Consider the following 25,809-nt stretch of genomic DNA (forward strand, 5'->3'; position numbering starts at 1 on the left):
GCGGACGCAAAGCACGTTCCAAGAAACGGGCTTCAATCGGCCAGCTCGATCCAGGTCGGAGCATGATCGCTCGCTTTTTCGCGGCCTCGATATTCCTTATCGACGCCGCTCGCGCGCAACCGGTCGGCAGCCTCCGGCGAGCACAGAAGATGGTCGATGCGGAAGCCATGATCCTGCTGCCAGGCGCCGCGCTGATAATCCCAGAAGGTCCAGATGCCGCCCGCAGGGTGCTGCGTCGCCAGCGCATCGGTCCAGCCATCCGCTAGCAGGCGGCGATAAGCGGCGCGCGATTCGGGCTGCATCAGCGCATCGTCCTTCATCGCGCGCACCGAGAAGGTGTCCCGATCATGCGGGATGACATTATAGTCGCCGGCTAAAACCGCCGGGATTTCCTCCGCCCAGATCTCGGCGGCACGGGCGCGAAGGCGCTCCATCCAACGCAGCTTGTAATCGAATTTCGGGCCAGGCTGCGGATTGCCGTTGGGCAAATAGATGCTGGCGATGCGTAGGCCGTGCGCGTCGGCCTCCAGATAGCGGGACTGTTCGTCTTCCGGATCGCCTTCCAGGCCGCGGCGGACCTCCTTCGGCTCCTGCCCTTTCGCGAGGATGGCGACGCCGTTGAAACCCTTCTGACCGTGGATCAGAACGCCATAGCCCGCTTTCTCGAGATCGCCGACCGGCACGCCCTCGTCCGCGCTCTTCAGCTCCTGCAGACACACGATGTCGGGTGCGCGCTCCTCCAGCCATTCGACGAGTCGCGGAAGGCGCGCCTTCACGCCGTTGATATTGAAACTGGCTATGAGCATGGCTGCGTTGGTAGCGCGGCGCGACGCTGATGTCAGGAGGATTTGCGGACAGCGTGAGATGCCACGACACCGCGTCGGTTGAAATCACGACAAACATTGCAACCGCGCAGCCGCGATCGCAATCCGAATCAGACCGAGAAACTGGTCCCGCAACCGCAGCCCGACGCCGCGTTCGGGTTCTTCACCTCGAAATGCTTGCCGCCGAGCGATTCGACAAAATCGACTGCGCTGCCGCGCACCAGATCGAGACTGATTGCGTCGACGGCAAGCTGCACTCCCTGCTCTTCCGCAACGGTATCGTCAGGCTCGATCGCGTCGGCGAGGCCGAACTTGTATTGGAAGCCGGAACAGCCCCCGCCCTCCACGGACAGACGCAGGATAGCCGGCACTCCCTGTTTCTCGGCGATCACGGAGACGCGGCGGGCCGCGGCGGGGAGGAGAATGATGGGAGCATCGGTCATGGACACAAGATAGGACCAACAAAAAGGGGCGGCAAGGTCTGGCCCTGCGCGCCCCGGAGTCTTTGCACCCTCTCCCAAAGGTGACCTTGGTAGGCGGGAACGGGGTTAGTCGTTCGGACCGCCTATATCGTCAGTAGCACCGGAATTATCTGCAAGTAAAGTGCCGTTCATCTGGTTCATGAAGCTGAGCGGATTGACCGGCTTGCCCGCGATGCGGACTTCATAGTGAAGGTGCGGCCCGGTGGAACGACCAGTGGAACCGACATAACCGATCAGATCGCCCTTCTTGACTCGCTGATAGGATTCGACGTTGAGGCGCGAGAGATGCCCGTAGCGCGTCTCGACCTGGTTACCATGTTCGATCTCGATGAAGTTGCCGTAGCCGTTCACCCAGCCCGCACGCTCAATCAGGCCGTCTGCGGTTGCATAGATCGGCGTGCCGGTGGGAGCTGCCATATCGATGCCGTGATGGTTACCGCGGCCGCCGCTGAAGGGATCGCTGCGATTGCCGAAGTAGCTGGTAAGACGATAGCCACTAACCGGCTCGATCGAAGGCACCGAAACTTCAAGCTGCGGCTTACCGGCAGTGGCGCGGCCGCTCCAGACATCGAACATCTGCTTGAAGTTCGCATCCGCTTCTCCAAGCGGCGTGATGATTTTTTCGGAACCTTCCAGCTGATCGTCTATTTGAAAGGCATCAGCAGCGCTGCTGTTGGCATGAGCCGGCATAGCGATGGCACAAACGGTAAGCGCAAACGATGCAATGCGGCCAGCGGCCGAAAGACGAGGAAGCATAAAAGACCCAACCCTTTTTCTGCGGAAGCGACGGGAACTTTCCGCTTCCTTATTCCTTGTATAGCCAACCCCCCGGTCGGCCTTGTGTGTTCAGCTTAAAGCGCAGAAGCGTGTTGGATAGCAACAGCCTCATAAAAGTCTCGCGTTAAACCGGCCTGTCGGCGCGCTGAGTCGTTGAACGGTGGTTTAATCGGCCCACGAAAGTGGCGAGAGATTAACGAAACCCAAAGATTTGCGGGCGATTCCTCGCCTTGACAACTTGTTTCGACATCGTTCCGAAATCCCCAATCGAACCATTTCGTACCGAAGCCGACATGGTTGATTTCATCCTCATAGATACGTTGCAGGATGCGAGCCGACGGCTCGTCTCCAGCCGCGCGGAAGCGCTCAACCATAGGCGGGGTGACGTCGAGGCCACGCGCCTCCAACACCATCGGTACCACGGCAAGCCGCGCCATGGCATCGTGCGCGGTCTCACTTGCCGCCTCCCACAGCCCAGCATGCGCAGGCAACGCGCCATAGCGACTGCCGAGCTGACGCAGACGCCGATCGAGAATGGCGAAATGCATCGCCTCATCCGCCCCCACGCGCATCCAGTCATCAACGAACGCGCGGGGAAATTGTCCGCCGAAGCGTCCCGCCATGTCGAACGCCAGATCAATCGCGGCGAATTCGATATGCGCGAGCGCGTGAAGCAGCGCGATTCGCCCTCTCAGCGATCCTGCTCTTCCGCGCCGTGGCATGCGGTTGGGTGGCAATAGCTCTGGTTGCGGCGGACGACCGGGCGCGTCCGGCATGCTATCATCGAACCGAAAATCGAGCCGGCCCAAGCGCCAATCCCGCGCCACCTTGCGCGCGGTCATCAGCTTTGCCTGCGGATCTGCCGTGCGCAGAACCGCAGCGCATCCTTCAGCGATGCTTCTCACGCAGCCTCGCGCAGCGCTTCAAGCACCTCTTCGGCATGGCCCTTCACCTTCACCTTGCGCCATTCGCGCAGCAGCTTGCCGTCCGCGCCGTAGAGAAAGGTGCTCCGCTCCAAGCCCATGAAGCTTTTCCCGTACATCTGCTTTTCCTTCCAGACGCCAAGGCGTTCAGACAGATCGGTCTCGGCATCCGAGAGCAGGTCGACGGTAAGGTCCTGCTTCTCGCGGAAGTTCGAAAGCTTTTTCGGGCTGTCTTTCGATACGCCCGCCACAGCAGCGCCGGAGCTTTTGAAATCCTCCAGCATCTCGCTGAACGCGATGCTTTCCTTGGTGCAGCCCGGCGTGTTCGCGCGCGGGAAGAAGAAAAGGACGAGCGGTTTGCCCTTATAATCGGCAAGCGCTTTCGGCTCGCCGCGATCATCGGTCAGGGTGAGGTCGGGCATGGTTTCGGCCATATTCAGTCCTTTGCTTTTGATGGTTCGCGTGGGCCCAGCGCGGCCTCCCACGCGGCAGTCACAGCGCCTCGCGCTTGCTTCAACGCCTGCATTACCGCCGCCCAGTCTGCCAGCTCAAGGCCTTCGGCGATCAGCGCCCGCACCGGTTCCGGCGGTTCCTGACAATCCGGCGATACAAGCCGCACCAGAATGAGCAGGCGCGTCAGGAAATCACGCGCGGCTACGAAGTCTTCGTCCACCAGCCCCGCATCCGCCAACGCACGTGCCGCCACGGGTAGTTCGGGCGAGAGGCCCTGCTTGGCGCTGAGTTGATGGAAATGAGTGACGAACTCGGCATCGATCAGCCCTCCGCTGAGGCGCTTCACGTCGAGCGGGCCGACAGGCTTCTTATGCGCCTCAATCTCCGTGCGCATGCTTCGCACGTCCTCGCCGAGATCGTCCGCGGCTGGGCGACGGAGCACCTCGCCGATAACCGCCTCAATGCCTTCGCGTGCGCGCTTGCTTCCATAAACCCCGCGCGCGCGCGTGAGCGCCATATGTTCCCACGTCCACGCCTTTTCGCGCTGATATTCCGCAAAGCTGGCGACCGAGACACAGGGCGGCCCCTGCGCGCCGGAAGGGCGCAGGCGCGTATCGACTTCGTACAAGGCGCCCGTTGCGGTGGGCAGCGACAACGCGGCGATTACGCGCTTGGAGAGCCGATTGAAATAATCCGTCGCGCCAAGCTCCCGCGCCCCATCGGAACGCGCGGTAAAATCTCCGGTGAACAGGAAAACCAGATCAAGATCGCTGCTATGGGTCAGCGCCCGCCCGCCAAGACGCCCTAGCGCCAGGATTACCAGTTCCCCACCGGCCACGCGGCCATGGGTCTCCTGAAATTCGGCGATGGCACGGTCCGTCAGCACCCGGATTGCCGCTTCGGCAAGGCGCGCATAGCCGGCGGCAACCGCCAACGGATCCACCTGCCCTTCGATCAATTGCGCGCCCAGCAGAAAACGCATCTCCGTCACGTCGGCACGGACACGGTCCAGATAACGCTCATAGTCAAGCGTGTCCGGTGGACGCAGCCCGGCAACGAGTTCCTCCACCGATCCGGGCAGCCGCTTGGCATCCGGCTCCACCAGTCGGTCCACCAGGTCTGCGCGGCGCGCCAATTGATCGGCGAGCACGGGAGTGTAGCTCAAGAGCCGGCCCAGCAGCGCGATCAGGGCAGGCCGGGCCAGCAGCAGATCGAAGAAATTGATTGCGCTGGGCAGGCGCTCGAACATCGAATCGAGCCGGGCAAGCGCGCGCAGCGGATCCGGCGCCTGCGCGATCGACTGCAACAAAGCGGGCAGAACCGCCTCAAAGCCCTCGCGCGCCCGCTCGCTGCGGATCGCGCGCAGCTTGCCGCTGCGCCAGCGCCGCACGAGCCGCGCGGCATTAACGGGGGCCGCAAAGCCGATGGTGACAAGCGACTCGTCCAATCGATCATCCTCAAGCGGCAGCGTCGGCGTTTCCGCTTCCTCCCAGTTTGCAAAATCGCTGTAGATCGCGTCCACCCGCTCGGCATGCGGCGCGATCCAACCGATTAGCGCCTCCCCATTTGCCAGACCGTGTAGCCGCGCCGCCGCGTCACGCTCCTCCTCCCGCTTCGGAATTTCATGCGTCTGCCGATCATGCAGCATCTGCAATCGATGCTCAGCGGTGCGCAGCACATCATAGGCGGCGGCGATATCGTCCGCCTCCCCGCGCGGCACATGCCCGGCGGCGGCGAGCGCGAACAGCGCCGCGCGCGTGTCGGCGGTGCGCAGCGCCTCATCTCGCCCCCCATGGATCAGCTGCTGGGCCTGCACGAAAAATTCGCATTCGCGAATGCCGCCGCGTCCACGCTTGCAATCATAACCTGGCCCGATGGCCTGGCCGCCCGAATAATGATCGCGGATCGAGCGGCGCATGGTGTCGATATTGCGAATCTGTCCGAAATCGAGCGAGCGGCGCCAAACAAACGGCCGGATCGCTTCCAGAAAGCGCTCTCCCAGCGCGATGTCCCCCGCAGCCGCGCGGGCGCGGATGAAAGCCGCCTGCTCCCACGCCATGGCGGAGCTTTCATAATGCGAAATAGCCCCCGCGATCGGCAGCGCGATGGGGCTGACCTCCGGTGTGGGGCGCAAACGCAGATCAACGCGAAAGACATAGCCGCAGGCCGTCGGTTCCTGCAGCAGTTCAAGCACGCGGCGGCCGATGCGCACCGCCGCCTTGGCAGGCTCCTCGCCCTCCTTCGTCGGCAGCGTCTCGCGATCATATAGAAGGATCGGGTCGATATCCGAGCTGTAGTTCAGCTCCCGCCCGCCATGTTTGCCCAGCGCGATCAGCGCGAAGCCATGCGGCTGCGCATCCGGCGTGCGCTCCATGATAGCGGCGGTGATGGCGCGGTCACACGCCCGGTCCGCAAAATCGGAAAGGGTGCGCGTTACCTTCGTAAGATCCCACGCCCCGGCTAGGTCCGCGATGGCGGCCGCTAGCGCCACTCCGCCCCGCTCGACCCGCAAACCATCGGAAACCGTGTCGCACGCCTCGCCTTCCTGCCGGGCAAGAGCCAGCGCGGCATCGGGATCACCTTGTCGCAGATGCGCAACGATGGCGGGGCGCTGCTCGATCAGCCTAGCGAGAAACGGACTATTGGCGGTGGCCCGTTCAAGGGCGGAAGGGAAGTCTGGCGTGGTCACCTTTTGGGGTTAGCAGCTAGCTTACATCCCCAACACCATTTCCGCATGAACCGCGCTCAGTGTCCGCCGCGTGCTTTCACCCAAAGGTGGTGCGCAGCCACCACGACCGCGCCGACGATAATGCCGACCACGCCGAACAACCCAGCCTCGGCAGCCCAGCCGATCAGTCCGCCCGCGCTTTCCTCCACGACATGCGTCGCCGAATGCACGATGTGCGGTATCGTCTCCAGACCGAAGCTCTCCAGACCGTGGACGATAATTCCGCCACCAACCCATAACATAGCCGCGGTCCCGACGACGCCGATCACCTTGAGCACCGTGGGCATCACTTTAACGAGACCTCGTCCGAATCCCGCCAACGCGCCCTCGTCCTTGGCAAGATGCAGGCCGATGTCGTCCAGCTTCACCAGCAGCCCAACCGCGCCATAGACGCCGCCGGTAATCGCAATCGATACGGCAACCAGCGTGATTGCCTGCGTCACCAGCGACTGATCGGTAATCTCGCCCAGCGAAATGGCGACGATTTCGGCGGACAAGATCATGTCGGTCCGCACGGCGCTCTTGACCTTTTGGTCTTCCAATTCCTTCGAATTCTGCGTTGCCGCAGCGTTCTCGATCTTATGATCTTCTCCGAACAGCGCCTCGTAAACCTTTTCCGCACCTTCAAAACATAGATAGGTGCCGCCGAGCATCAGGATCGGCGTGAGTGCCCAAGGCAGGAACGCGCTGAGCAGCATGGCGACCGGCACCAGGATGACCAGCTTGTTGAAGATCGACCCCTTAGCGATGCGCCAGATGATCGGGAGCTCACGCTCAGGCTTCAGTCCCGTGACATATTTCGGGGTGACCGCAGTGTCATCGATGACGAGCCCGGCGGCCTTGGTACCTGCCCGTCCGGCAGCCGCGCCGACATCGTCAACCGAGGCGGCAGCCAGCTTCGCAATGCCTGCGACATCATCGAGCAGCGCGGCGAGACCGGAAGGCATCAGCCGGTAACCTTCAGATAGTCCGCACGGAAGCGCGCGGCAAAATCATTGAACTGGCCCGCTGCGATCGAATCTCTCATGGCGGCCATAAGCTGCTGATAAAAGTATAGGTTATGTTCAGTCATCAGCATGGCCCCCAGCATTTCCCCGGCCCGGATCAGATGATGCAGATAGGCGCGGCTCCACCCCTTGCATACCGGGCAAGCACAGCGTTCGTCCAGCGGCGCGAGGTCTTCCGCAAACTTCGCGTTGCGAATGTTGATAGGGCCGTTCCAGGTGAACGCCTGCCCGTTACGGCCGGAACGCGTCGGCAGCACGCAATCGAACATGTCGATCCCCCGCTCCACCGCGCCTACCAGATCATCCGGCTTGCCCACCCCCATAAGGTAGCGCGGTGAGTCCTCCGGCAGCATGTCGGGCGCGAAATCGAGCGTGGCGAACATCGCCTCCTGCCCCTCGCCGACGGCTAGCCCGCCGACCGCATAGCCATCGAAGCCGATCTCGCGCAGCGCCTCGGCCGATCGCGCGCGAAGACCTTCGTCCAGCGCGCCTTGCTGAATGCCGAACAGAGCGCTGGTGCCGGCCGTCGGCCCTTTGTCGAACGCTTCGCGCGAACGGCGGGCCCATCGCATGCTGAGCTCCATCGACGCCTCGATGGCCTCGCGCGGCTGATCGGCGCGCGGGCATTCGTCGAACGCCATGACGATGTCGGAGCCGAGCAGCGCCTGGATTTCCATCGATCGTTCGGGCGAGAGCATGTGCTTCGATCCATCGAGATGGCTTTTGAAGCTCACCCCTTCTTCGGTGATCTTGCGCAGGTCCGCGAGGCTCATGACCTGATAGCCGCCGCTGTCCGTCAGGATCGGGCGATCCCAGCCCATGAAGGCATGGAGGCCGCCGAGGCGGTCGATGCGCTCCGCGCCGGGACGCAGCATCAGATGATAGGTGTTGCCGAGAATGATGTCTGCGCCGGCCTTGCGAACGTCGGCGGGCTTCATCGCCTTGACGGTAGCAGCGGTGCCGACGGGCATGAAAGCGGGCGTTGCGATGGTGCCGCGGCGCATGCGGATTTCGCCGGTGCGCGCCTTGCCGTCGCGCGCGGCAATGTGGAACTCGAAACGTGGTGGCATCATTGATCCCCTAATGCGCGGCGGGGGAATTGCAAATGGACAGGAAGCGCGCGGTATGGCGGATTGGCGTCGTGACGTCATGTCTTGCGCTGCTTTGGGGCTGCGAAAAGCAGCCGCAGACCCCGCCTTCGCCGATCCCGACCGCCTACAGCATGGCCCCGCCCGGGGAGCCGGTGCCCATGCCTCAGCCGGCATCACATGAAAAATGCTACGGGATCGCCCCGTCGCAGCATAATCGCGGTGGAGCCAAAGGACCGGGCACTGCGCGGCTGGACAAGCAGACGGATGCGTGGATTTTCGTTCCGCACGGCAAATGCGCCGATTATGGCGGATCGCTGACGTCTCGCCGTGACAGGCGACTTTAAGACTGGTTCAGTTGGCGCTCATTCGGCGCGCCTTACGCATCATCCCCTTAGACCGAACAGGATATTGACCGTCATGATCGCCCGCCTTGCGCTCGCCGCGTCCATGTTTGCCCTGCCGGCTGCGGCAATGGCGCAGAGCGCCGACACCCGCCCCTGCATCACGCCGGAACAGAACGAGGCGGTCACCGCCTATGTCATGCCCTCGCTGGCGACCGAGATGGCTCGCAAATGCGCACCCAGTCTGGGGCAGGGCAGCTATCTGGTCAGCAACGCACAGCGCCTTTCGCAAAAGTGGCAGGCCGGCGCGGATCGCGCTTGGCCGACCGCGCGCAATGTGGTCACCAAGCTCGCAGGCATTCCGCTGGCACCCGGCAGCAGCGGCGACGGTTTTGCGAAGATGGTGCTGGCCCCTGCCCTTGCAGGGAAGATCGCGTTCGAACTGGACGCACAGGCCTGCGCGGTTACGGATCGGTTGTTACGCCAACTGGAGCCTTTGCCTGCCAGCAACTTGGCATCCGTTCTTGCGACATTACTGGAAGTCGGCGCGGCCAATCAGAGCCAGATTCCCTACCGCGTCTGCCGCGAGCAGGCGGACTAAACGCAGTTCTCGTCATGCAGCAGGCAAGGGATGTCCTCGCTGATCTCAATCTGCAGGGTGACATGCTCGATACCGTGATCATGCGCCAAAGCTTGCTGCGTGCGGACCAGAAACTCGTCACCTGGATGGCCGTCTGGCATCACGAGATGCGCGGTCAGCGCGGCCTCGGTCGTGCTCATCGGCCAGATGTGCAGATCATGGACGCGCGCGACCCCCTGCTGCCCCTCCAGTAGCGCGCGGACCTTCGCCGGATCGATCTCCCGCGGCACGGCGCTCAGCGCCATGGCAACGGATTCGCGCAAGAGCCCCCATGTGCTCCAGAGGATCACTGCCACGATCACGAGGCTTACCAGCGGATCGATCCAGCGAGCGCCGGTGAACAGGATTAGCGCGCCCGCAATCACCACGCCCGCCGAGACGGCGGCGTCGGCGGCCATGTGGAGATAGGCGCCGCGGATATTGACGTCTCCCTTGCGCCCGCGCGCGAAGAGCATCGCCGTGGCCCCGTTCACGAGGATGCCAATGCCCGCGACAACCATCACCGTGATGCCGGGGATCGGCGGAGGATCGGCAAAACGCTGGATCGCCTCCAGCGTGATCATGCCGACCGCGACCATCAGGACGAGGCCGTTGGCAATCGCCGCAAGGATCGAAGATCCGCGAAGGCCATAGGTGAACCGTTCGGACGGTGGGCGCTTGGCCAGTTCCGATCCGCCCCATGCGATCAGAAGCCCCAGCACATCGGACAGATTATGGCCTGCATCGGCCAGAAGCGCGACCGATCCGGTGATCAGCCCCGCAGCCCCCTCGATTGCGACGAAGGCGATGTTGAGCGCGGTGCCGATGGCAAAAGCGCGGCCGAAATCTGCCGGCGCATGACTGTGACCGCCCGGTCCGTGGTGATGATGGCCGTGGGAGTCGCTCATGAAGCCCGCTTAGCGGAGATCGCCGGGGTTATACTAGAACTTCGATACTGGGACACCAAGCGAGCGCATTCGGGCGAGGCGGATCGGTGGAGATCAGTCCGGCAGCAACAGACTGCCGTCGCCATAGCTGTAGAAGCGATATTCCTCGGCAATCGCATGGGCATAGGCCGCCTGCATCCGTTCGCGGCCCATCAGCGCGCTGACCAGCATGAAGAGCGTGGAGCGCGGCAGATGAAAATTGGTCATCAAACCGTCGATTGCTCGGAAGCGATAACCCGGCGTGATAAAAATGGCAGTGTCGTCTTCGAACGGCTGGATCACACCGTCCTCATCAGCCGCGCTCTCCAGCAACCGCAGGACCGTGGTACCGACGGCGATCAGCCGTCCGCCTTTCGCGCGCACAGCGTTGAGCCGTGCCGCCGTTTCGGCATCGATCCGGCCCCACTCGCTATGCATCTGGTGAGCATCGGTATCCTCGGCTTTCACCGGCAGAAACGTTCCCGCGCCCACATGCAACGTCAGTGTTTCGGTTGCAATGTCAGAGGTATGCAAGGCGTTTATGAGATCGGGTGTGAAATGCAGCGCGGCGGTCGGCGCGGCGACCGCACCTTTTTCCCGCGCAAACATCGTCTGATAATCTTCGGCGTCCCGTTCATCGGTGGGGCGCTTTGCGGCAATATAGGGCGGCAGCGGCATATTCCCGGCGCGCTCGATCAGTGTCTCGACCGGCTCGTCGCCTTCGAATGCCAGGATGAAGCTGCCGTCCTCCAGCCGCTCCTCAGCGATCGCAGCGACCCCTTCATGAAATTCTACGCGCTCGCCGGGCCGCAGCCGCTTGGCATTGCGCACAAAAGCCTGCCACCGCCTCAGGTCGATCCGCTTGTGGAGCGTAACGCCGATGCTGGCCTCTCCGCGCCGCCCCTCCAGCTGCGCCGGAATGACGCGGGTATCGTTGAAAACAAGGATGTCGCCCGCCCGCAGGAGCGAGGGAAGATCACGCATCGTGCGATCGACAAGAGTATCGCCCTGAACCAGCAGCAGGCGCGCGGCATCACGCGGCGATGCCGGCCGCAGCGCAATCCGCTCGGCCGGCAGTTCGAAATCGAACAGGTCTACGCGCACGGCGCGCCTTCCCGTCCCGCCGGGCTCACTGGCCGATCGGGGCGTTCAGATCGGCGGCGCTGGGAGCCGGTGCAACAGCGCCCGCTGCCGCATTCAGGCGCGCGCGCACCGCGGCATAATCAGGCTCCGGCTTCGGCGCATCGCCAAGCGAGGCCTGAATGATGATGTCCGGATTGGCCGGCGGCTCGCCACGCTGGATCGCGTCGACATATTCCATGCCGGAGGTAACGCGCCCGAAGATCGTATATTTGTTGTCCAGCTTGAAATTGGGCTGGAAGACGATGAAAAACTGGCTGTTCGCGCTGTCTTCGCTTTGCGCGCGCGCCATGGACAGCGTACCGCGCAAATGGGGAAGCTTGCTAAATTCCGCCGTCAGATCGGGCAGGTCCGATCCGCCCGTTCCGGTGCCGGTGGGATCGCCAGTCTGCGCCATGAACCCTTCAATCACGCGGTGAAATTTCACGCCATCGTAGAAGCCCTGGCGCGTCAGCGTCTTGATGCGTTCGACATGATTGGGCGCAATGGTGGGATATAGCCGGACCGTCACCCGCCCGCCGCTCGACAGATCGAGATAAAGGACATTGCTGAGATCGGTATCGTCCACCGGCGCGTTAACCGTGCCGACCGATTGTGCGTGGGCGGCAACGCCCAGCAGCATCGCGATGACAAAGGCAAAAAGTCTGGCAATACGCATCGGTTCTGATCGTCCTGACACAAAGGGATGGACAGCGCCTCTAACGAACATGGCTGGCCCTGTCATGAACGAATGGTTTGGCGGACGTGGGAGCGCGTGTCGTCAGGCGCGCCCTTGTGCCACACGCGCCACCACTTCTTCGCGCACGGCGGGCGTCACGAAGTTCGTGATATCTCCGTCGAAGATGGCGATTTCCTTCACCAGCCGCGATGCGATCGGCTGCAAGGAGACATCCGCCATCAGGAAAACGGTTTCGATACTGTCGTTCAACTGCTGGTTCATGCCAGCCATCTGATACTCATATTCGAAGTCAGCGACGGCGCGCAGACCGCGCACGATGACGGATGCACCGGTCTCTTCGGCGAAATGCATCAGCAGGTTGCCGAAGCTGGTCACCTCGATTTCGGTGCCCTCGATGCCCGCCACTTCGCGACGCACCATGGAGAGGCGCTCCTCCACGTCAAACATCGGGTTTTTAGACGGGTTGGTGGTGACGCCGATCACCAGCTTATCGACCAGCTTCGCGCCGCGGCGGATGATATCCATATGGCCCAGGGTGATCGGATCGAACGTGCCCGGATAAATGCCGATTCGCGTCATATCATGCCCCTTGTTTAACGATCGCGCTCAACGATGAAGCGGGCCAGCGCGCGCAGCAGATCGGCCTCCGCGCCAAAACCATGCAGATGGCCCACCGCCTGTTCTGTCAGGATGTGCGCCTGTTCACGCGCGCGTTCGAGGCCGAGAAGAGTGACGAACGTTTCTTTGCCCTGCGCCTCATCCTTGCGCAGGGCCTTGCCGGCCTTTTCCTCATCCCCCTCCACATCCATCAGATCGTCAGCGATCTGGAAGGCAAGGCCGATATCGCGGGCATAACCGCGCAGCGCCGTGCGCGCTTCCTCCGATGCACGGCCAAGCGCGGCCCCCATCTCCACCGATGCGGTGATGAGAGCCCCGGTTTTCAGCTGCTGCAACCGGGTAACGGTATGCAGATCATAGCCTTGCTTGTCCGCCTCCAGGTCCATCATCTGGCCGCCGGCCATGCCATCCGGCCCGCTTGCCTCCGCAAGAATACGGACGAGCTCGATCCGCACGAACGGATCGCCATGCACGGCCTCATCCGCCAGCAGTTCGAAGGCCAGCGCATGCAGGCTGTCGCCCGCCAGCACGGCCGTCGCTTCGTCAAAGGCCTTGTGCACAGTGGGTTTGCCCCGCCGAAGATCGTCATCGTCCATCGCCGGCAGATCATCATGGATCAACGAATAGACGTGGATCGCCTCCACCGCGCCTGCAGCGCGGATCGCCGCCCCGCGCTCTACGCCGAACAAGCCCGCGATGGTCACAAGCAGCAAAGGCCGCAGCCGCTTGCCTCCGCCCACTGCAGCGTGGCGCATCGCATCATAGAGCCGGGCGCGCGCATCTTCGGGCGCCTTCAGCAGATGTTCGAACAGCGTGTCGATCTCCGCCGAAATACGGTCGAACGCGGAATAGAGGCTGATGGGCTGAACGGTGCTGGACGCCATCATCAGGTCCCTGCTCAGGCGTCGCCGAACGGCGTCGTGCCGCCGGGCGAACCGTCTGCCTTGACGCGAATCTGGTCGATCTTGGCGCGCGCCGCGTCGAGGCGCTTCTGGCACTGGGCGCGTAGGCGATCTCCCTCGGCATAAAGGTCGATCGACTTGTCGAGCGGTACATCGCCGCGCTCGAGCTGATTCACGATCTCCTCGAGCCGCTTCAGCGCCTCCTCGAAGCTCAAATTCTCGGTTGCCCCGGCGGGGCCCGTTTCCGCTTGATCGGTCATGGTCGCTGCATGGCCGCCGCTACGGACGGGGTCAAGCAGGGCGGCGCCGAAGCGGGATTATTCACTTGGAACCGAGCGCGCGCAGGTTCATTGTGCAATGCGCAAAAAAAACCAATCGGAGTTTCCATGCGTCTTTCTTTCCTCTCCCTTGCCCCCGTGGCGCTGCTGGCACTGTCTGCCTGCAACAACAGCGACAATGCCGCCGAGCCTGAAGCCGAAGCGACCCCCGCCACCGCTGAAGCGCCGATCGAGCTGCCGCCGTCGATCGTCGATAGCGGCGTTTATCGCTGTGCGGACAGCTCCGTGGTTTATGTGGACTTCTATCAGGGCGGGAAGCGAGCGGGCATCCGTACCGAACAGAACGGCCAGCCGATCATCCTGAACGCACCGGAAGCGGACATGGCTTCGTCCGAAGCCACCCCGGAGACAGGCGCAACGCCCGAGGCCGCGGCGACTTCCGAAACCGGCGATCTGACGCTCACCGGCGGTGACGGCTACGCGCTGAAGGGCACCGGCCAGACCATCGAGGTGCAACTGCCCGGCAAGGACATGCAGACCTGCAAGTCGAGCTAAGAACTCGCCAGCAAGAATTTTCAGGAAGGGCGCCGGTGATCCGGCGCCCTTTTCTTTTCATGGGGACTTCTTGCCCAATTTGGGAACTGCCACGTTCGCGCCGAGCCGAGCCGCACGAGCGCCCGCATCTGTCCATCCGGGTTGACAGCCCTAAGGGCGAGCGGCGATTGATGCCGCTTACTCGAAGGGTGGGGTCCGCTTATCTTTATCGGTCATTACGCACCGGCGCTCGTCGTTGCTGCGCAGCGCAAATCACCGAAGCTCGGCATCCTGTTCGTGGCAGCGCAGTTCGTCGATTATCTGTTCGCGATTTTTTTGCTGATGGACGTGGAACATATGCGCTTCCTGGAAGGCGCGACCAAGCTCGTTCCGTTCGATCTTTATGACATGCCGCTCAGTCACAGCCTTCTCGGCACGATCATCGCGGCCTTATTTTTCGCGGTTCCCGTCTATGTCTATCATCGAAAAATGCGCCCCGCGGTCCTGGCGGGTGTGGTGGTGCTGACGCACTGGTTCATCGATTTGCTCGTCCACGGCGCGGATCTCAGTCTTGCCGGCGGCGCGCCGAAATTCGGTTTCGGGCTGTGGAACGCGCCCGCTTACGCCATTGTGCTGGAACTGGTGCTGACGGGGGCGGCGTTCTTTTACTATATCCGCGCCACGCGGCCACCCGTGCGGCATGCTGGCCACAGCCGGGTTTACATTCTTGCCGGCGTGATGCTGGCCTTGCAGCTGTTCAACTGGTTCGGGCCGGAGGATAGCGATGTGACAATGTTCGCGATATTGATGCTGGTCGTGTTCACCGGGCTCGCCTTTCTGGCCGATTGGGCCGGGCGCGGGCGCCGCCCGGTTCCTTTTCGCCGGCGTCGCTTCCACTAAGCCGTCAGGCCGCCGCGGCTTTTTCAGGACCATATTCAGGCTCATTCAGGAAGGCATCCATCATGTCCACGACCTTCACCGTCGATAGCGCCACCAGCCGCGCCACCCCCACGCCGAAGCCCATGAAACGCGTCACCATCCCATCGATCATGGCGCGCAAGGGCCAGGATAATGCGGAACCGCTGGTGATGCTGACGGCTTACACCGTGCGCACCGCGCAGCTGCTCGATCCGCATTGCGACATTCTTCTGGTCGGCGATTCGCTGGGTCAGGTGATTTACGGTCTCCCTTCCACTCTGCCCGTCACGCTCGATATGATGTGCGCGCATGGCGCCGCAGTCTCGCGCGGCAGCTATCACGCCGCAGTCGTGGTCGACATGCCCTTCGGCAGTTATGAAGCATCCCCCGTCCAGGCGTTCGAAAGCGCCAGCCGCATCATGGCCGATACCGGCGCGGCGGCGGTGAAGATGGAGGGCGGCGCGGCAATGGCCGAAACCGTGCGGTTCCTGACAGAGCGCGGCATTCCGGTGATGGGCCATGTCGGCCTCACCCCCCAGGCCGTGAACGCGCTGGGTGGCTATGGCGCGCGCGGCCGATCGGACGCCGAATATGAAAAGATCGTCGGCGATGCAAAGGCTGTGGCGGACGCAGGTGCCTTCGCCGTGGTGGTGGAAGGCGTTGTCGAAACCCTTGCGGATGCGATCGTCGAGGCGCTCGACGTTCCCGTCATCGGTATCGGAGCCTCGGCTAATTGCGATGGGCAGGTGCTGGTGACCGAGGACATGCTCGGCCTGTTCGAGCGCACGCCGCGCTTCGTGAAGCGCTATGGCGACATGTCCGGCATGATGACCGAAGCGGTGGAGCATTATGCGCGGGAGGTGCGCGCCCGCGAATTTCCCTCGGCCGATCAGGTCTACAAGCCGAAGGATTAGCGGACCGGGATCCGCCGGCGCAAAGCGAGCGTCTAACCGCATCGGCGGGGTGCACGCCCGCCCCCTTCCCCGTTCCGGCCCCTATTCCTCCCTTGTCACCTACCCACGCGCGAAGCTAAGGCGAGCGCCGATTATCCCGAGACCGGAGAGCCGCCTTGGCGCTTACCCCTACCAAATCTGGCGGCAATGCCAGCGACAAGAGCGATGATGTCTTCATGCGCGAAGTGGATGACGCCGTCCGCCGGTCCGACATGGAAGCGTTCGGCAAGCGCTATGGCTGGTGGATTCTGGGACTGATCGTCCTCGGCCTCGCAGCGTTCGGCGCTTATATCATCTGGCAGAACAATCAGACTGCCGCGGACGGCAAACTGGCAGAGCAGTACATCACCGCCATGGATGCAGCGCAGGCGGGCGACGCCAAGACGGCGCGGCCCATCCTCCAGAAGCTCGCAGACGGTTCGAACGAGGGGTATCGCGCCGCCTCCCTGATGATGGAAGGCAATCTTGCCAGCGAGCGTAAAGATGAGAAAGCTGCCATCGCCGCCTATCAGACGGTGATCGAAGACGAGAGCTTGCCGGAGCCGTTTCGCAATCTGGCGCTGGTGCGCCAGACCGCGTTGCAGTTCGATAGCATTTCACCCGATCAGGTGGTCGCGCGGCTGAAACCGCTCGCGATCGAGGGCAATCCCTGGTTCGGCCCCGCCGGAGAGATGACGGCGATGGCCTATATCAAGCAAGGCAAGACCGATCTTGCCGGAACGCTGTTCGCCGCGCTTTCCAAGGACAAGGCACTGCCGGAATCCACGCGGCGGCGCACCCGCCAGCTCGCCGGGGTTTACGGCGTGGACGCTGTTCAGGATGATGAAAGTCCCGCTGGTGCAGCGCCTCAGGAAACGGCGCCCGCGAAGGGCGAAGGAGCCAATTGATGAAGCGAGCAACCACCAGTCTGATCTGCGGCGCCGCGCTGCTGGCGCTATCCGGCTGCAGCCTGTTCGGCGGCGGCGGCGACAAGAAATCCACCCCCACGCTGGGCGACCGTGTTGCCATTCTGGGCGCGGAAAGCGACGCGGTGGTCGATCCCGCGCTGGCCAGCGTCCCCGTGGTGCTTCCCGCGCCCGTGGCGAACGATAGCTGGGCGCAGCCCGGTGGCAACGCGGCCAAGAACCCTGCTCAGCTTGCGCTGGGGCAAAGCCTTTCGCGCGTTTGGACGGCCAATATCGCGGGTGCCAGCAACCGTGAACGCCTGGCCGCTGCGCCGGTGATCGCCGATGGCCGTCTCTACGTAGTCGACACCAACGCCAAGGTCCGTGCCTTTGATGCGGCGACCGGCAGCCCTGTGTGGACCCATGAGCTTCCCAGTTCCGGCAGCGGAAGCGCCAGCTTCTTCGGCGGCGGCGTTTCGGTCGATGGATCGAGCGTTTATGCGACCGACGGTCTGGGCGATGTTGCCGCCCTCGATATGGCGACCGGTGCCGAGAAATGGCGCGTGCGCCCCGCCGGCCCGATGCGCGGCGCGCCGACGCTCGCCAACAACAACGTCTATGTCATGACGCAGGACAACCAGATTTACGCGCTGGACCCCGCCACGGGCAAAACCAACTGGAATAAGTCCGGCACCATCGGCCAGTCGGGTATCTTCGGTGTCGCCGCTCCCGCCGCCGCGCAGGGCACCGTGATCGCCGGTTATTCGACCGGCGAACTGGCCGCCTATCGGTACGAAAACGGGCAGGATCTGTGGACCGACGCGCTGTCGCGTACCAGCATCTCCACCTCGGTGTCCTCGCTCACCGACATTGATGCCGATCCGGTGATCGACCGGGGCCGTGTCTATGCCATCGGCCAGGGCGGGCGCATGGCGGCCTATGAGCTGATCAGCGGCCAGCGCATCTGGGAAATCAATATTGCAGGGATCGCCACGCCCGTCGTTGCAGGGGACTGGGTGTTCGTCCTTACCGACGATGCCAAATTACTCGCGGTCGCACGGACCACCGGCAAGATCCGCTGGGTCTCTCAGCTTCCCGAATATCGCAAGGCCAAGAAGAAGGAAGACCCGATCGACTGGAAAGGCCCCGTGCTCGCCGGCGGCCGCCTGATCGTCGCTTCGACGCGCGGCGGCGTCTGGTCGGTCGATCCGCAGGACGGCACGGCGACGGAAATGTTCGATCTGGGCGAATCGGTATCGGTTTCGCCCGTGGTTGCCAACCAGACGCTGTACCTGTTGGACGATAGCGGGCGTATTTCCGCCTATCGCTAAACGTATCCTGCGCGCTCTGATGGCGAGGCGGGATGACGTCAGGGCGGGCGTTTTGGCAACGATCGCTTAGCCTCGCTTGATCTCGCCGGTCGCTTGCATCTGCATGTGGTCCGGCGGGGTGAAGATCGCGAATTCACCGGAAGTCCGCGCGTGCTCTGCGCGTAGGATTGTCGGAAATATTGTTTCACGTCGCGGGCCACGCTACGGGGAGACTTCGCCGCTTTTGCGCAATTTCCTTTCGCTTTTATCGCAGGAACCGCCCCGTGCTCCCCACTGTCGCCATCGTCGGACGTCCGAACGTCGGCAAGTCCACGCTGTTCAACCGCCTTGTCGGCAAGCGGATCGCGCTGGTCGATGACCGGCCCGGGGTCACGCGTGACCGGCGCGAGGGCGATGCCACGCTGTTCGATCTGAACTTCCGCATCGTCGACACCGCGGGTTATGAGGATATGGACGAACAGACCCTGCCCGGCCGGATGCGCATGCAGACCGAGGCCGCGGTGGCCGGGTCCGCCGTTTCGCTGTTCCTCATCGATGGGCGCGCGGGCGTCACGCCGCTGGACGAAGAAATCGCCCGTTGGCTGCGCGCGTCAGGCCATCCCGTCATCCTCGCCGTCAACAAGGCGGAAGGAAGCCAGGCCGATAGCGGCATCATGGAAAGCTATTCGCTGGGCCTTGGTGAACCTATCGCGATCAGCGCGGAGCATGGTGAAGGCTTGGCCGATCTGTTCGAAGGACTGGCCCCGCATATCGACAACTTCCAGCCGCCCGCCCGGAACGAGGATGAGGAAGGCGACCGGATTCTGAAGCTCGCCATCGTCGGGCGTCCCAATGCCGGCAAGTCCACGCTGATCAACAAGCTGCTGGGCGAAAACCGGCTAATCACCGGCCCAGAAGCGGGCATTACGCGCGACTCGATCGAGATCGACTGGATCTGGACCACCGGTCCGGGCGAAGACCGCAAGGTACGCCTGATCGATACCGCCGGGATGCGCAAGCGCGCCAAGGTGAAGGAGAAGCTGGAACGTCTTTCCGTTGCCGACGCCCGGCGTGCCATCGACTTCGCGGAAGTCGTCGTCCTGCTGCTCGATGCCACCAAGGGGCTGGAGCTTCAGGACCTTAAGATCGCCGATCATGTGATCCAGGAAGGCCGCGCGCTCGTCATCGCGATCAACAAATGGGACGTCGCGGAAGACGCGAGCGCGCTGTTCAACGGAATCCGCGCGGCGCTCGACGAAGGGCTGGCGCAGCTAAAGGGCGTGCCGCTCATCGCGGTCTCCGCCATTACCGGCAAGGGCACGGACCAGATGCTGACCGCCGCCTTTGCCGCGCGGGAAGCGTGGAGCCGCCGCGTGCCCACCGCCGCGCTAAACCGCTGGTTCGAACATGCGATCACCCTCAACCCGCCGCCCGCGCCCGGCGGCCAGCGGATCAAGCTGCGTTATATCACGCAGGCCAAGAGCCGTCCGCCCGCCTTCGTTATCTTCGGCACGCGCGTCGACGATTTGCCGCAAAGTTATGAGCGTTATCTGCTGAACGGCATCCGCCGCGACCTTGATTTCGGAGCCGTGCCGGTGCGGCTGACGCTACGCGCGCCCAAAAACCCGTTCGACGACTGATCCGTCCGGCAATCGTCAACGGAACGTTTACCCGTCCCGCGATAAAAGGTCCTGCGACAAATTGGGGGGACCGAAGAACTGCTATGACGATCGATACCGGAGAATTGGTGGACTGGAAGGCGTTTCAGGCTTGCCGTGCTCAGTTGGGCGCGGGATTTGTCCGTATTCTCGGCTATTTCGAAGAGGACGGTAAAAAGTCGATCGCGCTGATCGAAAACGCCATGCGGGACAAAAGCGCTACAGCGCTCGTCAATCCCGCTCACATGCTGAAAGGCGAAGCCTATCAATTCGGCGCACAGGCGCTGGGCAGCACGGCAGAGCGCATCGAGATGGTGGCCCGCCAGTGCATCGAACATCGTATCGATCCGGACGAGGTTCTGCCGGACGTCGCCAAGCTTCGGCGCCTGTTCGAACAGACGCTGCAGGCTCTGCAGCGCGAGACCAGCCCACTGGTCGAGCGCCGCCGCGGTTTCGGGCAGCGCAGCTTCGGCATGAACCAGAGCTTTGGCCGCCTCTAATTAACGAACGGCCGATGCCTTGCGCATCGGCTGCGGTCGTCCGCGCGCCAGGCTGCGCCACAGCCATTCCAGCGGTCCATAACGATATCGGTCCAACCAGGGTTTGGACCACAGCAACATCACGCCGCACATTGCCGCCACGATCCCATAGAGTGTGGCGCGCGGAACCTGCGCGAACAAGCCGAAACCATAGCCGTAGAACAGCGTCGTCATGACGATGCTGGTGCCGAGATAGTTGGTGAACGCCGCCCGCCCTGTCGCAGCGATCCACGGCAGCACCCCGCCGCTGCGCATCGTGCGGATGATCAGCATGAACAGCGCGACGTAGCCGATGGTGGTCATCAACCGCGCCGGCAGGCTCCAGGCGACGACCAGGTTGAGCGAGAAAATCGGATCGAACCCGCGCGACCAGTCCAGCGCGGCAAGGACAGCATAGATCAGCATGCCGGGCAGCAGCAGCGCCCATAGCAGCTGCCTATAGCGCCGCCGATCCCATGTTCCCGTCATGAAGCCGCTGCGCAACCCCGCCATGCCGAGCAGCATGAGGGGAAAGGTCTCCGTGCCCGCCTGGAACAGCAGGTTGAGCGGCCGCCACCATTGAGACAGCCTAAAATCCAGGATCGCGCCATATCCGCTGCGGAACAGCGCGATCTCTTCCGCCTGCGCGGCGGCCGAGAAGCCCTCCATCATCGCTGCGAACCGCTCCACGCTGGCCGGACTGGCCCCGGGTGCCTGCGCTGCGGCCTGGATTGAGAACATCGTCCCAAGCGACAGGCAGAGGATGGCGAAGCCAGCCGCATAGACGACCAGCGCCGTGACTATGAGCGTTCGCGTTGCGGCGCCGCGCATCAGGAAAGCGAAGCAGCCGATCACCGCGTAAAGGAACAGGATGTCGCCCCACCAGATGAGAAAGAAGTGAACCGCGCCGAACAGGCCGAGCCAGAACATCCGGCTGTAATGCACCCGCGCCGCGCTCTGCCCCGCTGCCTCCGCCCGCTCGGCGACCAGATAGAGGCTCGCGCCGAACAGCAGCGAGAACAGCCCGCGCATCTTGCCGTCGAAAAGCAGGAAAGCTGCGATCCAGGAACCGACATCGGCAGCCGTGGCCGGGCCGGTACCGGGAACGCGCGGCAGAAAATAGGCGTCTTCGGGTAGCGCAAAGGCGATGATGTTCATCGCCAGAATTCCCATCACCGCGAAGCCGCGAAGCGCGTCCAGCTCGATCCACCGCGTGTCGAGCGCGCTGCCGCGCGGTGCGTTTTCCAATCGATCCATCCCAGCCCCCTGCCCCGTCCGCTAGAGCCAGCTGGCAATCGCGTCCAGCGGCTTCTTGCGGGCCGCGGCGGCGGGATAAACCGCCCCCGCAGCAGGCTTTCCCGTCACGATCAGCATCATCGGTTTTTCGTCCGCCGGCCGGCCGCAGATATCAGAAAGAAACTTCATGGGATTGGGTGTGTGCGTCAACGTTGCCAGGCCCGCTTCGTGCAGCGTCGACAACAACAGCCCGCAGGCGATGCCGACGCTCTCCGTCACATAATAATTCTGCTTGGCATCGCCCGGCATAGCCCCACCCTTGCGCTGCCCAAACACCGCGATCAGCCAGGGGGCCTCTTCAAGAAACGGCTTCGAAGGATCGGTGCCGAGCGGGGTCAGCGCCTCGAGCCACTCCTCGCCCGCCTTCCCTGCGTAAAAGACGCGCTCCTCCTCTTCCGCAGCCTCGCGGATGCGCCGCTTGATATCAGGATCGGAAATGGCGGCGAAATGCCAGGGCTGATGGTTCGCCCCCGAGGGTGCGGTGCCGGCGGCAAGGATAGCCTGTTCTATCACCCCACGCGGGACGGGATCGCTCGCAAAATCCCGGCATGTCCGCCGCGTCGCCAGGCGTTCAGCGGCTCCGCGGGCCATCGCAATGCGCATTTCATCGTCATATTCGGGCAACGCGGCATAGGGTTTGGGATCGGGAACGCTCATGCAACATTGTTAAGCGCACATGCGGCGCAACGGGAATGTTTTTCTCTATTGACATTAATGTCAGTATAAGGCAGTTAGGCATGATGGATATGAACCATGATTTTTCGCGAGCGGCCCGCCCGATGTTCGCCCCCGATCGTGTGCGTCCGCGCTTCCGCCCGTTCAAGGCCATGCGCCACTTCCGCAACCTGATTGCGGACAAGGAAGACACCAGTCAGGTGTTCCACATTTTCGAGGCGCTGCCTCGGCGCAATTTCCGTGTGGAAGCGCAAGCCTTCGTTGAAAGCGATGCAGGCCGCGCCGTGATGGAGCGCGAGCCTTATTTGCCCGACATCCTTGACGATCACGAGCGGCTGCGCGCCATGCCCGAAGGCAGCGTCGCGCATGCTTATTGCGATTTTATGGAGAGCGAGGGACTGTCCGCTGCAGGACTGGTGGCGGAATATGACCGCTTCACCGGCGGCCGCCCCTACGGCGATTGGATGGAATGGTACGCCAATCGCAACCGCGACACGCATGATCTTCTGCATGTGCTGACCGGCTATGGTCGGGACGCGCTGGGCGAACAATGCGTGCTGGCGTTTACCTATGGCCAGAACCCCGCGCCCGCGAACCTGTTCATCGCTTATGCCGGTGGACTCAACCTCAAGAAAACGACCAAGAGCGACGCGCCCGTATTGAAGGCCATCAAAGAGGCGCGCAAGCTGGGACGCGCATGCCCGCGCATCAGCGAACAATCGATCCTCGATCTGCTGGCCGAGCCGTTGGAATCGGCACGCAAGCGGCTGAATATTACGCCGCCGGTTTACTATCAGGAGGCACATCGGCGCCTTCGGGCCCGCGGGATCGACCCTTATGATCTGCTGGCAAAGGCGGCCTGATCGCCGCCCGTCTTCCAGAGCCTGCCGAACCCGATCGGGCTGGCCACGAGGCTGGCCACGAGGCTGGCCACGAAATCGCAGCCCCCGTTTAGTTCTCCATCCATTCGCGGAAGAAGCGCTCGTTCGCGTCGCGCAGGTCCGCCAGAGACGCTGACATTTCAGGTCCAGTAATCGCATCTCCACCGGTGCGACCCACCGGCGCGATGAAAATGCCTGCTTCGCGGGCGCGCTCGATCACCGCATCGGCATCCTTCGCCGTAACCAGATAGCGCGCCTGATCTTCACCGAACAGGATTTCTGCAGGGTTTTCGACATCCGGCAGCGTGATCTCTACGCCGATGCCGCCCGCAAGCGCCATCTCCGCAAGCGCGACCAGTGCGCCGCCGTCCGACACGTCGTGGACCGCGCTGACAAGGTCGTCACGCACCAGATCGCGCACGAAATCGCCATGGCGGCGCTCGGCATCAAGATCGACCGGCGGCGGCGGACCTTCTTCGCGTCCATGGCATTCGCGCAGCCATAGAGACTGGCCGACATGGCCTGCACTATGGCCGATCAGCAGCAGCGTCTCGCCCTCCGCCTTGAACGCGATCGTCGCCATGCGCGTCACGTCGTCGAGCAGCCCGACTGCACCGATAGCGGGCGTGGGCAGGATGGCGGAGCCGCCGCCCGTCGCCTTGCTTTCGTTATACAGGCTGACATTTCCGCTCACGATCGGCATGTCGAGCGCGATGCAGGCCTCGCTCATGCCTTCGAGGCAGCCGACGATCTGACCCATGATCCGGGGGTTCTGTGGGCTGCCGAAATTGAGGCAGTTGGTTACTGCCAGCGGCTTGCCGCCCACCGCGCAAATGTTGCGCCAGGCTTCTGCAATCGCCTGACGCCCGCCTTGGACAGGATCGGCGAAGCAATAGCGCGGCGTGCAATCGGTGGTGATCGCAAGCGCCTTATTTGTGCCGTGGACGCGCACGACTGCCGCATCCCCGCCGGAGCGCTGCGCGGTATCGCCGCCGACCTGACTATCATATTGCCGCCAGATCCAGGCGCGTGATGCGAGATCCGGACAGGCCATAAGCGTCAGAAGATCCGCGCCGATATCTCCGCTCGACGGAATGTCGGACAGCGGCGCGGGAGCCGGGGTCGGCTCATGCGGGCGATCATAGAGCGGGGCATCGTCGGCGAGCGGCCCGAGCGGGATATCGCACACCGTTTGCCCCCCATGGTCCAGCACCATGCGGCCGGTATCGGTCACTTCGCCGATCACGGCGAAATCGAGCTCCCATTTGCGGAAGATCGCTTCGGCCTCTGCCTCACGGCCTGGCTTCAGCACCATGAGCATGCGCTCCTGGCTTTCCGACAGCATCATTTCATAGGGCGTCATGCCCTCCTCGCGCTGCGGCACGGCGTCCATATCGAGCCGGATGCCGACGCCGCCGTTCGATGCCATCTCGACGCTGGAGCTGGTGAGCCCCGCCGCGCCCATGTCCTGGATCGCCACGATCGCGTCGGTCGCCATCAATTCCAGACAAGCTTCGATCAGCAGCTTTTCGGTGAACGGATCGCCGACCTGCACGGTGGGGCGCTTCTCCTCGCTATCCTCGCCGAATTCGGTGCTCGCCATAGTAGCGCCATGGATGCCGTCGCGTCCCGTCTTGGCGCCGACATAAACGATCGGATTGCCGACGCCCGATGCCGCCGAATAGAAGATTTTGTCCTGGTCGGCGACGCCCACCGTCATCGCGTTCACCAGGATATTGCCGTCATAGGCGCGGTGGAAGTTGGTTTCGCCGCCCACGGTGGGAACGCCCACGCAATTGCCGTAGCCGCCGATGCCGGCGACCACGCCCTTCACCAGATGCTTCATCTTGGGGTGATCGGGCGAACCGAAGCGCAGCGCATTCATATTGGCAACCGGGCGCGCGCCCATCGTAAAAACGTCGCGCAGGATGCCGCCCACACCCGTCGCCGCGCCCTGATAGGGCTCGATATAGCTGGGGTGGTTGTGGCTCTCCATCTTGAAGATGGCTGCCTGCCCGTCCCCGATGTCGATCACGCCGGCATTCTCGCCTGGCCCGCAAATCACCTGCGGTCCCTCGGTCGGCAATTTTTTCAGGTGAAGGCGGGAGCTTTTGTAGCTGCAATGCTCGGACCACATCACCGAAAAAATGCCGAGCTCCACCAGATTGGGCTCACGCCCCAGCGCGCCTAGAACGCGCTGATACTCCTCTTCGCTGAGGCCGTGCTCGGCAACGATTTCGGGGGTGATGGCGGGCGCGGCGCTGTGGTCGGTCATGGGCCAGCCGATTAGCGGTGCAACCCGGCGGCGGCAAGCGGCAGGGTTGCCTTTCCGGATCGACTGCGCAACGACGCACCGGCCCACGGTTTTTGGGCACCCCTAACCTTCGCGTTCCC

At 63.2% G+C, this 25,809-nt stretch carries 27 protein-coding genes; 10 read left to right on the forward strand and 17 right to left on the reverse strand.

Features of this window, described 5'->3' with window-relative positions:
* Window positions 1-32 precede the first annotated feature (32 nt).
* From xth to tgt, 8 genes are all read right to left on the reverse strand, one after another.
* Window positions 33-806, reverse strand: coding sequence for an exodeoxyribonuclease III (gene xth / locus H7X45_RS05700; protein WP_187336549.1), 774 nt, complete (start codon window positions 804-806; stop codon window positions 33-35).
* 128 nt (window positions 807-934) lie between these two features.
* Window positions 935-1,267, reverse strand: coding sequence for a HesB/IscA family protein (locus H7X45_RS05705; RefSeq protein ID WP_187336550.1), 333 nt, complete (start codon window positions 1,265-1,267; stop codon window positions 935-937).
* 105 nt (window positions 1,268-1,372) lie between these two features.
* A complete protein-coding gene (locus H7X45_RS05710) occupies window positions 1,373-2,062 on the reverse strand; it encodes a M23 family metallopeptidase (protein ID WP_187336551.1) in 690 nt (229 codons plus the stop codon).
* A gap of 95 nt (window positions 2,063-2,157) precedes the next feature.
* A complete protein-coding gene (locus tag H7X45_RS05715; RefSeq protein ID WP_246449725.1) occupies window positions 2,158-2,925 on the reverse strand; it encodes a ferritin-like domain-containing protein in 768 nt (255 codons plus the stop codon).
* 59 nt (window positions 2,926-2,984) lie between these two features.
* Window positions 2,985-3,440 carry a peroxiredoxin gene (locus tag H7X45_RS05720; protein WP_187336553.1) on the reverse strand — a complete coding sequence of 152 codons (456 nt, stop codon included), beginning with the start codon at window positions 3,438-3,440 and terminating at the stop codon, window positions 2,985-2,987.
* A gap of 2 nt (window positions 3,441-3,442) precedes the next feature.
* The gene (gene glnE / locus H7X45_RS05725) at window positions 3,443-6,148 is read right to left on the reverse strand and encodes a bifunctional [glutamate--ammonia ligase]-adenylyl-L-tyrosine phosphorylase/[glutamate--ammonia-ligase] adenylyltransferase (RefSeq protein ID WP_187336554.1); all 2,706 of its coding nucleotides are present in this window, start codon (window positions 6,146-6,148) and stop codon (window positions 3,443-3,445) included.
* A 56-nt stretch (window positions 6,149-6,204) separates the two neighbouring features.
* The gene (locus tag H7X45_RS05730; protein WP_187336555.1) at window positions 6,205-7,134 is read right to left on the reverse strand and encodes a DUF808 domain-containing protein; all 930 of its coding nucleotides are present in this window, start codon (window positions 7,132-7,134) and stop codon (window positions 6,205-6,207) included.
* Window positions 7,134-8,264, reverse strand: coding sequence for a tRNA guanosine(34) transglycosylase Tgt (tgt, locus tag H7X45_RS05735; RefSeq protein ID WP_187336556.1), 1,131 nt, complete (start codon window positions 8,262-8,264; stop codon window positions 7,134-7,136). Before tgt ends, H7X45_RS05730 begins: the two co-directional genes overlap by 1 nt.
* Before the next feature lie 179 nt (window positions 8,265-8,443).
* Between tgt and bufA1 the strand changes: the two genes are divergently transcribed.
* Both bufA1 and H7X45_RS05745 read left to right on the forward strand, forming a co-directional pair.
* Complete coding sequence (bufA1, locus tag H7X45_RS15345) at window positions 8,444-8,629, forward strand: BufA1 family periplasmic bufferin-type metallophore (protein ID WP_425498190.1); 186 nt, start codon at window positions 8,444-8,446, stop codon at window positions 8,627-8,629.
* A 73-nt stretch (window positions 8,630-8,702) separates the two neighbouring features.
* The gene (locus H7X45_RS05745) at window positions 8,703-9,227 is read left to right on the forward strand and encodes a hypothetical protein (protein WP_187336558.1); all 525 of its coding nucleotides are present in this window, start codon (window positions 8,703-8,705) and stop codon (window positions 9,225-9,227) included.
* On the opposite strand, the gene H7X45_RS05750 is transcribed toward H7X45_RS05745, so the two are convergent.
* From H7X45_RS05750 to H7X45_RS05775, 6 genes are all read right to left on the reverse strand, one after another.
* Window positions 9,224-10,153: a cation diffusion facilitator family transporter gene (locus H7X45_RS05750; protein WP_187336559.1), complete on the reverse strand. Its 930-nt coding sequence runs from the start codon at window positions 10,151-10,153 to the stop codon at window positions 9,224-9,226. The two genes, H7X45_RS05745 and H7X45_RS05750, sit on opposite strands and share 4 nt — an antisense overlap.
* A gap of 93 nt (window positions 10,154-10,246) precedes the next feature.
* Window positions 10,247-11,275: a tRNA preQ1(34) S-adenosylmethionine ribosyltransferase-isomerase QueA gene (gene queA / locus H7X45_RS05755; protein ID WP_187336560.1), complete on the reverse strand. Its 1,029-nt coding sequence runs from the start codon at window positions 11,273-11,275 to the stop codon at window positions 10,247-10,249.
* A gap of 25 nt (window positions 11,276-11,300) precedes the next feature.
* Window positions 11,301-11,969, reverse strand: a complete 669-nt coding sequence (locus H7X45_RS05760) for a peptidylprolyl isomerase (protein WP_187336561.1) — start codon at window positions 11,967-11,969, stop codon at window positions 11,301-11,303.
* A gap of 102 nt (window positions 11,970-12,071) precedes the next feature.
* Window positions 12,072-12,569: a pantetheine-phosphate adenylyltransferase gene (coaD, locus tag H7X45_RS05765; RefSeq protein WP_187336562.1), complete on the reverse strand. Its 498-nt coding sequence runs from the start codon at window positions 12,567-12,569 to the stop codon at window positions 12,072-12,074.
* Between the two features lie 14 nt (window positions 12,570-12,583).
* On the reverse strand, window positions 12,584-13,492 hold the full coding sequence (locus H7X45_RS05770) for a polyprenyl synthetase family protein (RefSeq protein WP_187337000.1): 909 nt from the start codon (window positions 13,490-13,492) through the stop codon (window positions 12,584-12,586).
* Window positions 13,493-13,506: 14 nt separating this feature from the next.
* A complete protein-coding gene (locus H7X45_RS05775) occupies window positions 13,507-13,770 on the reverse strand; it encodes an exodeoxyribonuclease VII small subunit (RefSeq protein ID WP_187336563.1) in 264 nt (87 codons plus the stop codon).
* A 126-nt stretch (window positions 13,771-13,896) separates the two neighbouring features.
* Here H7X45_RS05775 and H7X45_RS05780 point away from each other — a divergent pair, with 126 nt between their 5' ends.
* The 7 genes from H7X45_RS05780 (at window position 13,897) to H7X45_RS05810 (ending at window position 20,545) form a co-directional block, all read left to right on the forward strand.
* A complete protein-coding gene (locus tag H7X45_RS05780) occupies window positions 13,897-14,343 on the forward strand; it encodes a hypothetical protein (RefSeq protein WP_187336564.1) in 447 nt (148 codons plus the stop codon).
* A gap of 276 nt (window positions 14,344-14,619) precedes the next feature.
* Window positions 14,620-15,222, forward strand: coding sequence for a hypothetical protein (locus tag H7X45_RS05785; protein WP_187336565.1), 603 nt, complete (start codon window positions 14,620-14,622; stop codon window positions 15,220-15,222).
* Window positions 15,223-15,284: 62 nt separating this feature from the next.
* Entirely contained in the window at window positions 15,285-16,154 is an 870-nt protein-coding gene (gene panB / locus H7X45_RS05790; protein WP_187336566.1) for a 3-methyl-2-oxobutanoate hydroxymethyltransferase, read from the forward strand.
* 155 nt (window positions 16,155-16,309) lie between these two features.
* Window positions 16,310-17,080: a tetratricopeptide repeat protein gene (locus H7X45_RS05795; protein ID WP_246449729.1), complete on the forward strand. Its 771-nt coding sequence runs from the start codon at window positions 16,310-16,312 to the stop codon at window positions 17,078-17,080.
* Window positions 17,080-18,408 (forward strand): outer membrane protein assembly factor BamB family protein, encoded by a 1,329-nt coding sequence (locus H7X45_RS05800; protein WP_187336567.1) that lies wholly within the window; start codon window positions 17,080-17,082, stop codon window positions 18,406-18,408. The genes H7X45_RS05795 and H7X45_RS05800 overlap by 1 nt, the downstream gene beginning before the upstream one ends.
* A 263-nt stretch (window positions 18,409-18,671) precedes the next feature.
* Window positions 18,672-20,027 carry a ribosome biogenesis GTPase Der gene (gene der / locus H7X45_RS05805; RefSeq protein ID WP_187336568.1) on the forward strand — a complete coding sequence of 452 codons (1,356 nt, stop codon included), beginning with the start codon at window positions 18,672-18,674 and terminating at the stop codon, window positions 20,025-20,027.
* A gap of 83 nt (window positions 20,028-20,110) precedes the next feature.
* Complete coding sequence (locus H7X45_RS05810; protein ID WP_187336569.1) at window positions 20,111-20,545, forward strand: Hpt domain-containing protein; 435 nt, start codon at window positions 20,111-20,113, stop codon at window positions 20,543-20,545.
* Here the strand turns inward: H7X45_RS05810 and H7X45_RS05815 are convergent, their stop codons facing one another.
* Window positions 20,546-21,820 (reverse strand): DUF418 domain-containing protein, encoded by a 1,275-nt coding sequence (locus H7X45_RS05815; RefSeq protein WP_187336570.1) that lies wholly within the window; start codon window positions 21,818-21,820, stop codon window positions 20,546-20,548. It lies immediately after the preceding gene.
* A gap of 21 nt (window positions 21,821-21,841) precedes the next feature.
* Window positions 21,842-22,516, reverse strand: coding sequence for a nitroreductase family protein (locus tag H7X45_RS05820; protein ID WP_187336571.1), 675 nt, complete (start codon window positions 22,514-22,516; stop codon window positions 21,842-21,844).
* Window positions 22,517-22,596: 80 nt separating this feature from the next.
* On the opposite strand from H7X45_RS05820, the gene H7X45_RS05825 reads away from it, so the two are divergent.
* Window positions 22,597-23,397: a Coq4 family protein gene (locus H7X45_RS05825; protein ID WP_246449733.1), complete on the forward strand. Its 801-nt coding sequence runs from the start codon at window positions 22,597-22,599 to the stop codon at window positions 23,395-23,397.
* Between the two features lie 88 nt (window positions 23,398-23,485).
* Here H7X45_RS05825 and purL read toward each other — a convergent pair whose 3' ends face one another.
* Entirely contained in the window at window positions 23,486-25,690 is a 2,205-nt protein-coding gene (gene purL, locus H7X45_RS05830; protein WP_187336572.1) for a phosphoribosylformylglycinamidine synthase subunit PurL, read from the reverse strand.
* Window positions 25,691-25,809 lie beyond the last annotated feature (119 nt).

The organism is Novosphingopyxis iocasae (assembly GCF_014334095.1).
Taxonomy (GTDB): domain Bacteria; phylum Pseudomonadota; class Alphaproteobacteria; order Sphingomonadales; family Sphingomonadaceae; genus Novosphingopyxis; species Novosphingopyxis iocasae.

Bases quoted from the DNA above. Each gene is read 5' to 3' on its own strand.
- purL (WP_187336572.1), bottom strand. From the start codon at position 25,690: ATGACCGACCACAGCGCCGCGCCCGCCATCACCCCCGAAATCGTTGCC.
- tgt (WP_187336556.1), bottom strand. From the start codon at position 8,264: ATGCCACCACGTTTCGAGTTCCACATTGCCGCGCGCGACGGCAAGGCG.
- H7X45_RS05730 (WP_187336555.1), bottom strand. From the start codon at position 7,134: ATGCCTTCCGGTCTCGCCGCGCTGCTCGATGATGTCGCAGGCATTGCG.
- H7X45_RS05770 (WP_187337000.1), bottom strand. From the start codon at position 13,492: ATGGCGTCCAGCACCGTTCAGCCCATCAGCCTCTATTCCGCGTTCGAC.
- panB (WP_187336566.1), top strand. From the start codon at position 15,285: ATGTCCACGACCTTCACCGTCGATAGCGCCACCAGCCGCGCCACCCCC.
- coaD (WP_187336562.1), bottom strand. From the start codon at position 12,569: ATGACGCGAATCGGCATTTATCCGGGCACGTTCGATCCGATCACCCTG.
- xth (WP_187336549.1), bottom strand. From the start codon at position 806: ATGCTCATAGCCAGTTTCAATATCAACGGCGTGAAGGCGCGCCTTCCG.
- H7X45_RS05760 (WP_187336561.1), bottom strand. From the start codon at position 11,969: ATGCGTATTGCCAGACTTTTTGCCTTTGTCATCGCGATGCTGCTGGGC.
- bufA1 (WP_425498190.1), top strand. From the start codon at position 8,444: ATGCCTCAGCCGGCATCACATGAAAAATGCTACGGGATCGCCCCGTCG.
- H7X45_RS05720 (WP_187336553.1), bottom strand. From the start codon at position 3,440: ATGGCCGAAACCATGCCCGACCTCACCCTGACCGATGATCGCGGCGAG.
- H7X45_RS05800 (WP_187336567.1), top strand. From the start codon at position 17,080: ATGAAGCGAGCAACCACCAGTCTGATCTGCGGCGCCGCGCTGCTGGCG.
- H7X45_RS05815 (WP_187336570.1), bottom strand. From the start codon at position 21,820: ATGGATCGATTGGAAAACGCACCGCGCGGCAGCGCGCTCGACACGCGG.
- H7X45_RS05750 (WP_187336559.1), bottom strand. From the start codon at position 10,153: ATGAGCGACTCCCACGGCCATCATCACCACGGACCGGGCGGTCACAGT.
- H7X45_RS05705 (WP_187336550.1), bottom strand. From the start codon at position 1,267: ATGACCGATGCTCCCATCATTCTCCTCCCCGCCGCGGCCCGCCGCGTC.
- H7X45_RS05820 (WP_187336571.1), bottom strand. From the start codon at position 22,516: ATGAGCGTTCCCGATCCCAAACCCTATGCCGCGTTGCCCGAATATGAC.
- H7X45_RS05745 (WP_187336558.1), top strand. From the start codon at position 8,703: ATGATCGCCCGCCTTGCGCTCGCCGCGTCCATGTTTGCCCTGCCGGCT.
- H7X45_RS05810 (WP_187336569.1), top strand. From the start codon at position 20,111: ATGACGATCGATACCGGAGAATTGGTGGACTGGAAGGCGTTTCAGGCT.
- H7X45_RS05780 (WP_187336564.1), top strand. From the start codon at position 13,897: ATGCGTCTTTCTTTCCTCTCCCTTGCCCCCGTGGCGCTGCTGGCACTG.
- H7X45_RS05775 (WP_187336563.1), bottom strand. From the start codon at position 13,770: ATGACCGATCAAGCGGAAACGGGCCCCGCCGGGGCAACCGAGAATTTG.
- H7X45_RS05825 (WP_246449733.1), top strand. From the start codon at position 22,597: ATGATGGATATGAACCATGATTTTTCGCGAGCGGCCCGCCCGATGTTC.
- H7X45_RS05710 (WP_187336551.1), bottom strand. From the start codon at position 2,062: ATGCTTCCTCGTCTTTCGGCCGCTGGCCGCATTGCATCGTTTGCGCTT.
- H7X45_RS05715 (WP_246449725.1), bottom strand. From the start codon at position 2,925: ATGACCGCGCGCAAGGTGGCGCGGGATTGGCGCTTGGGCCGGCTCGAT.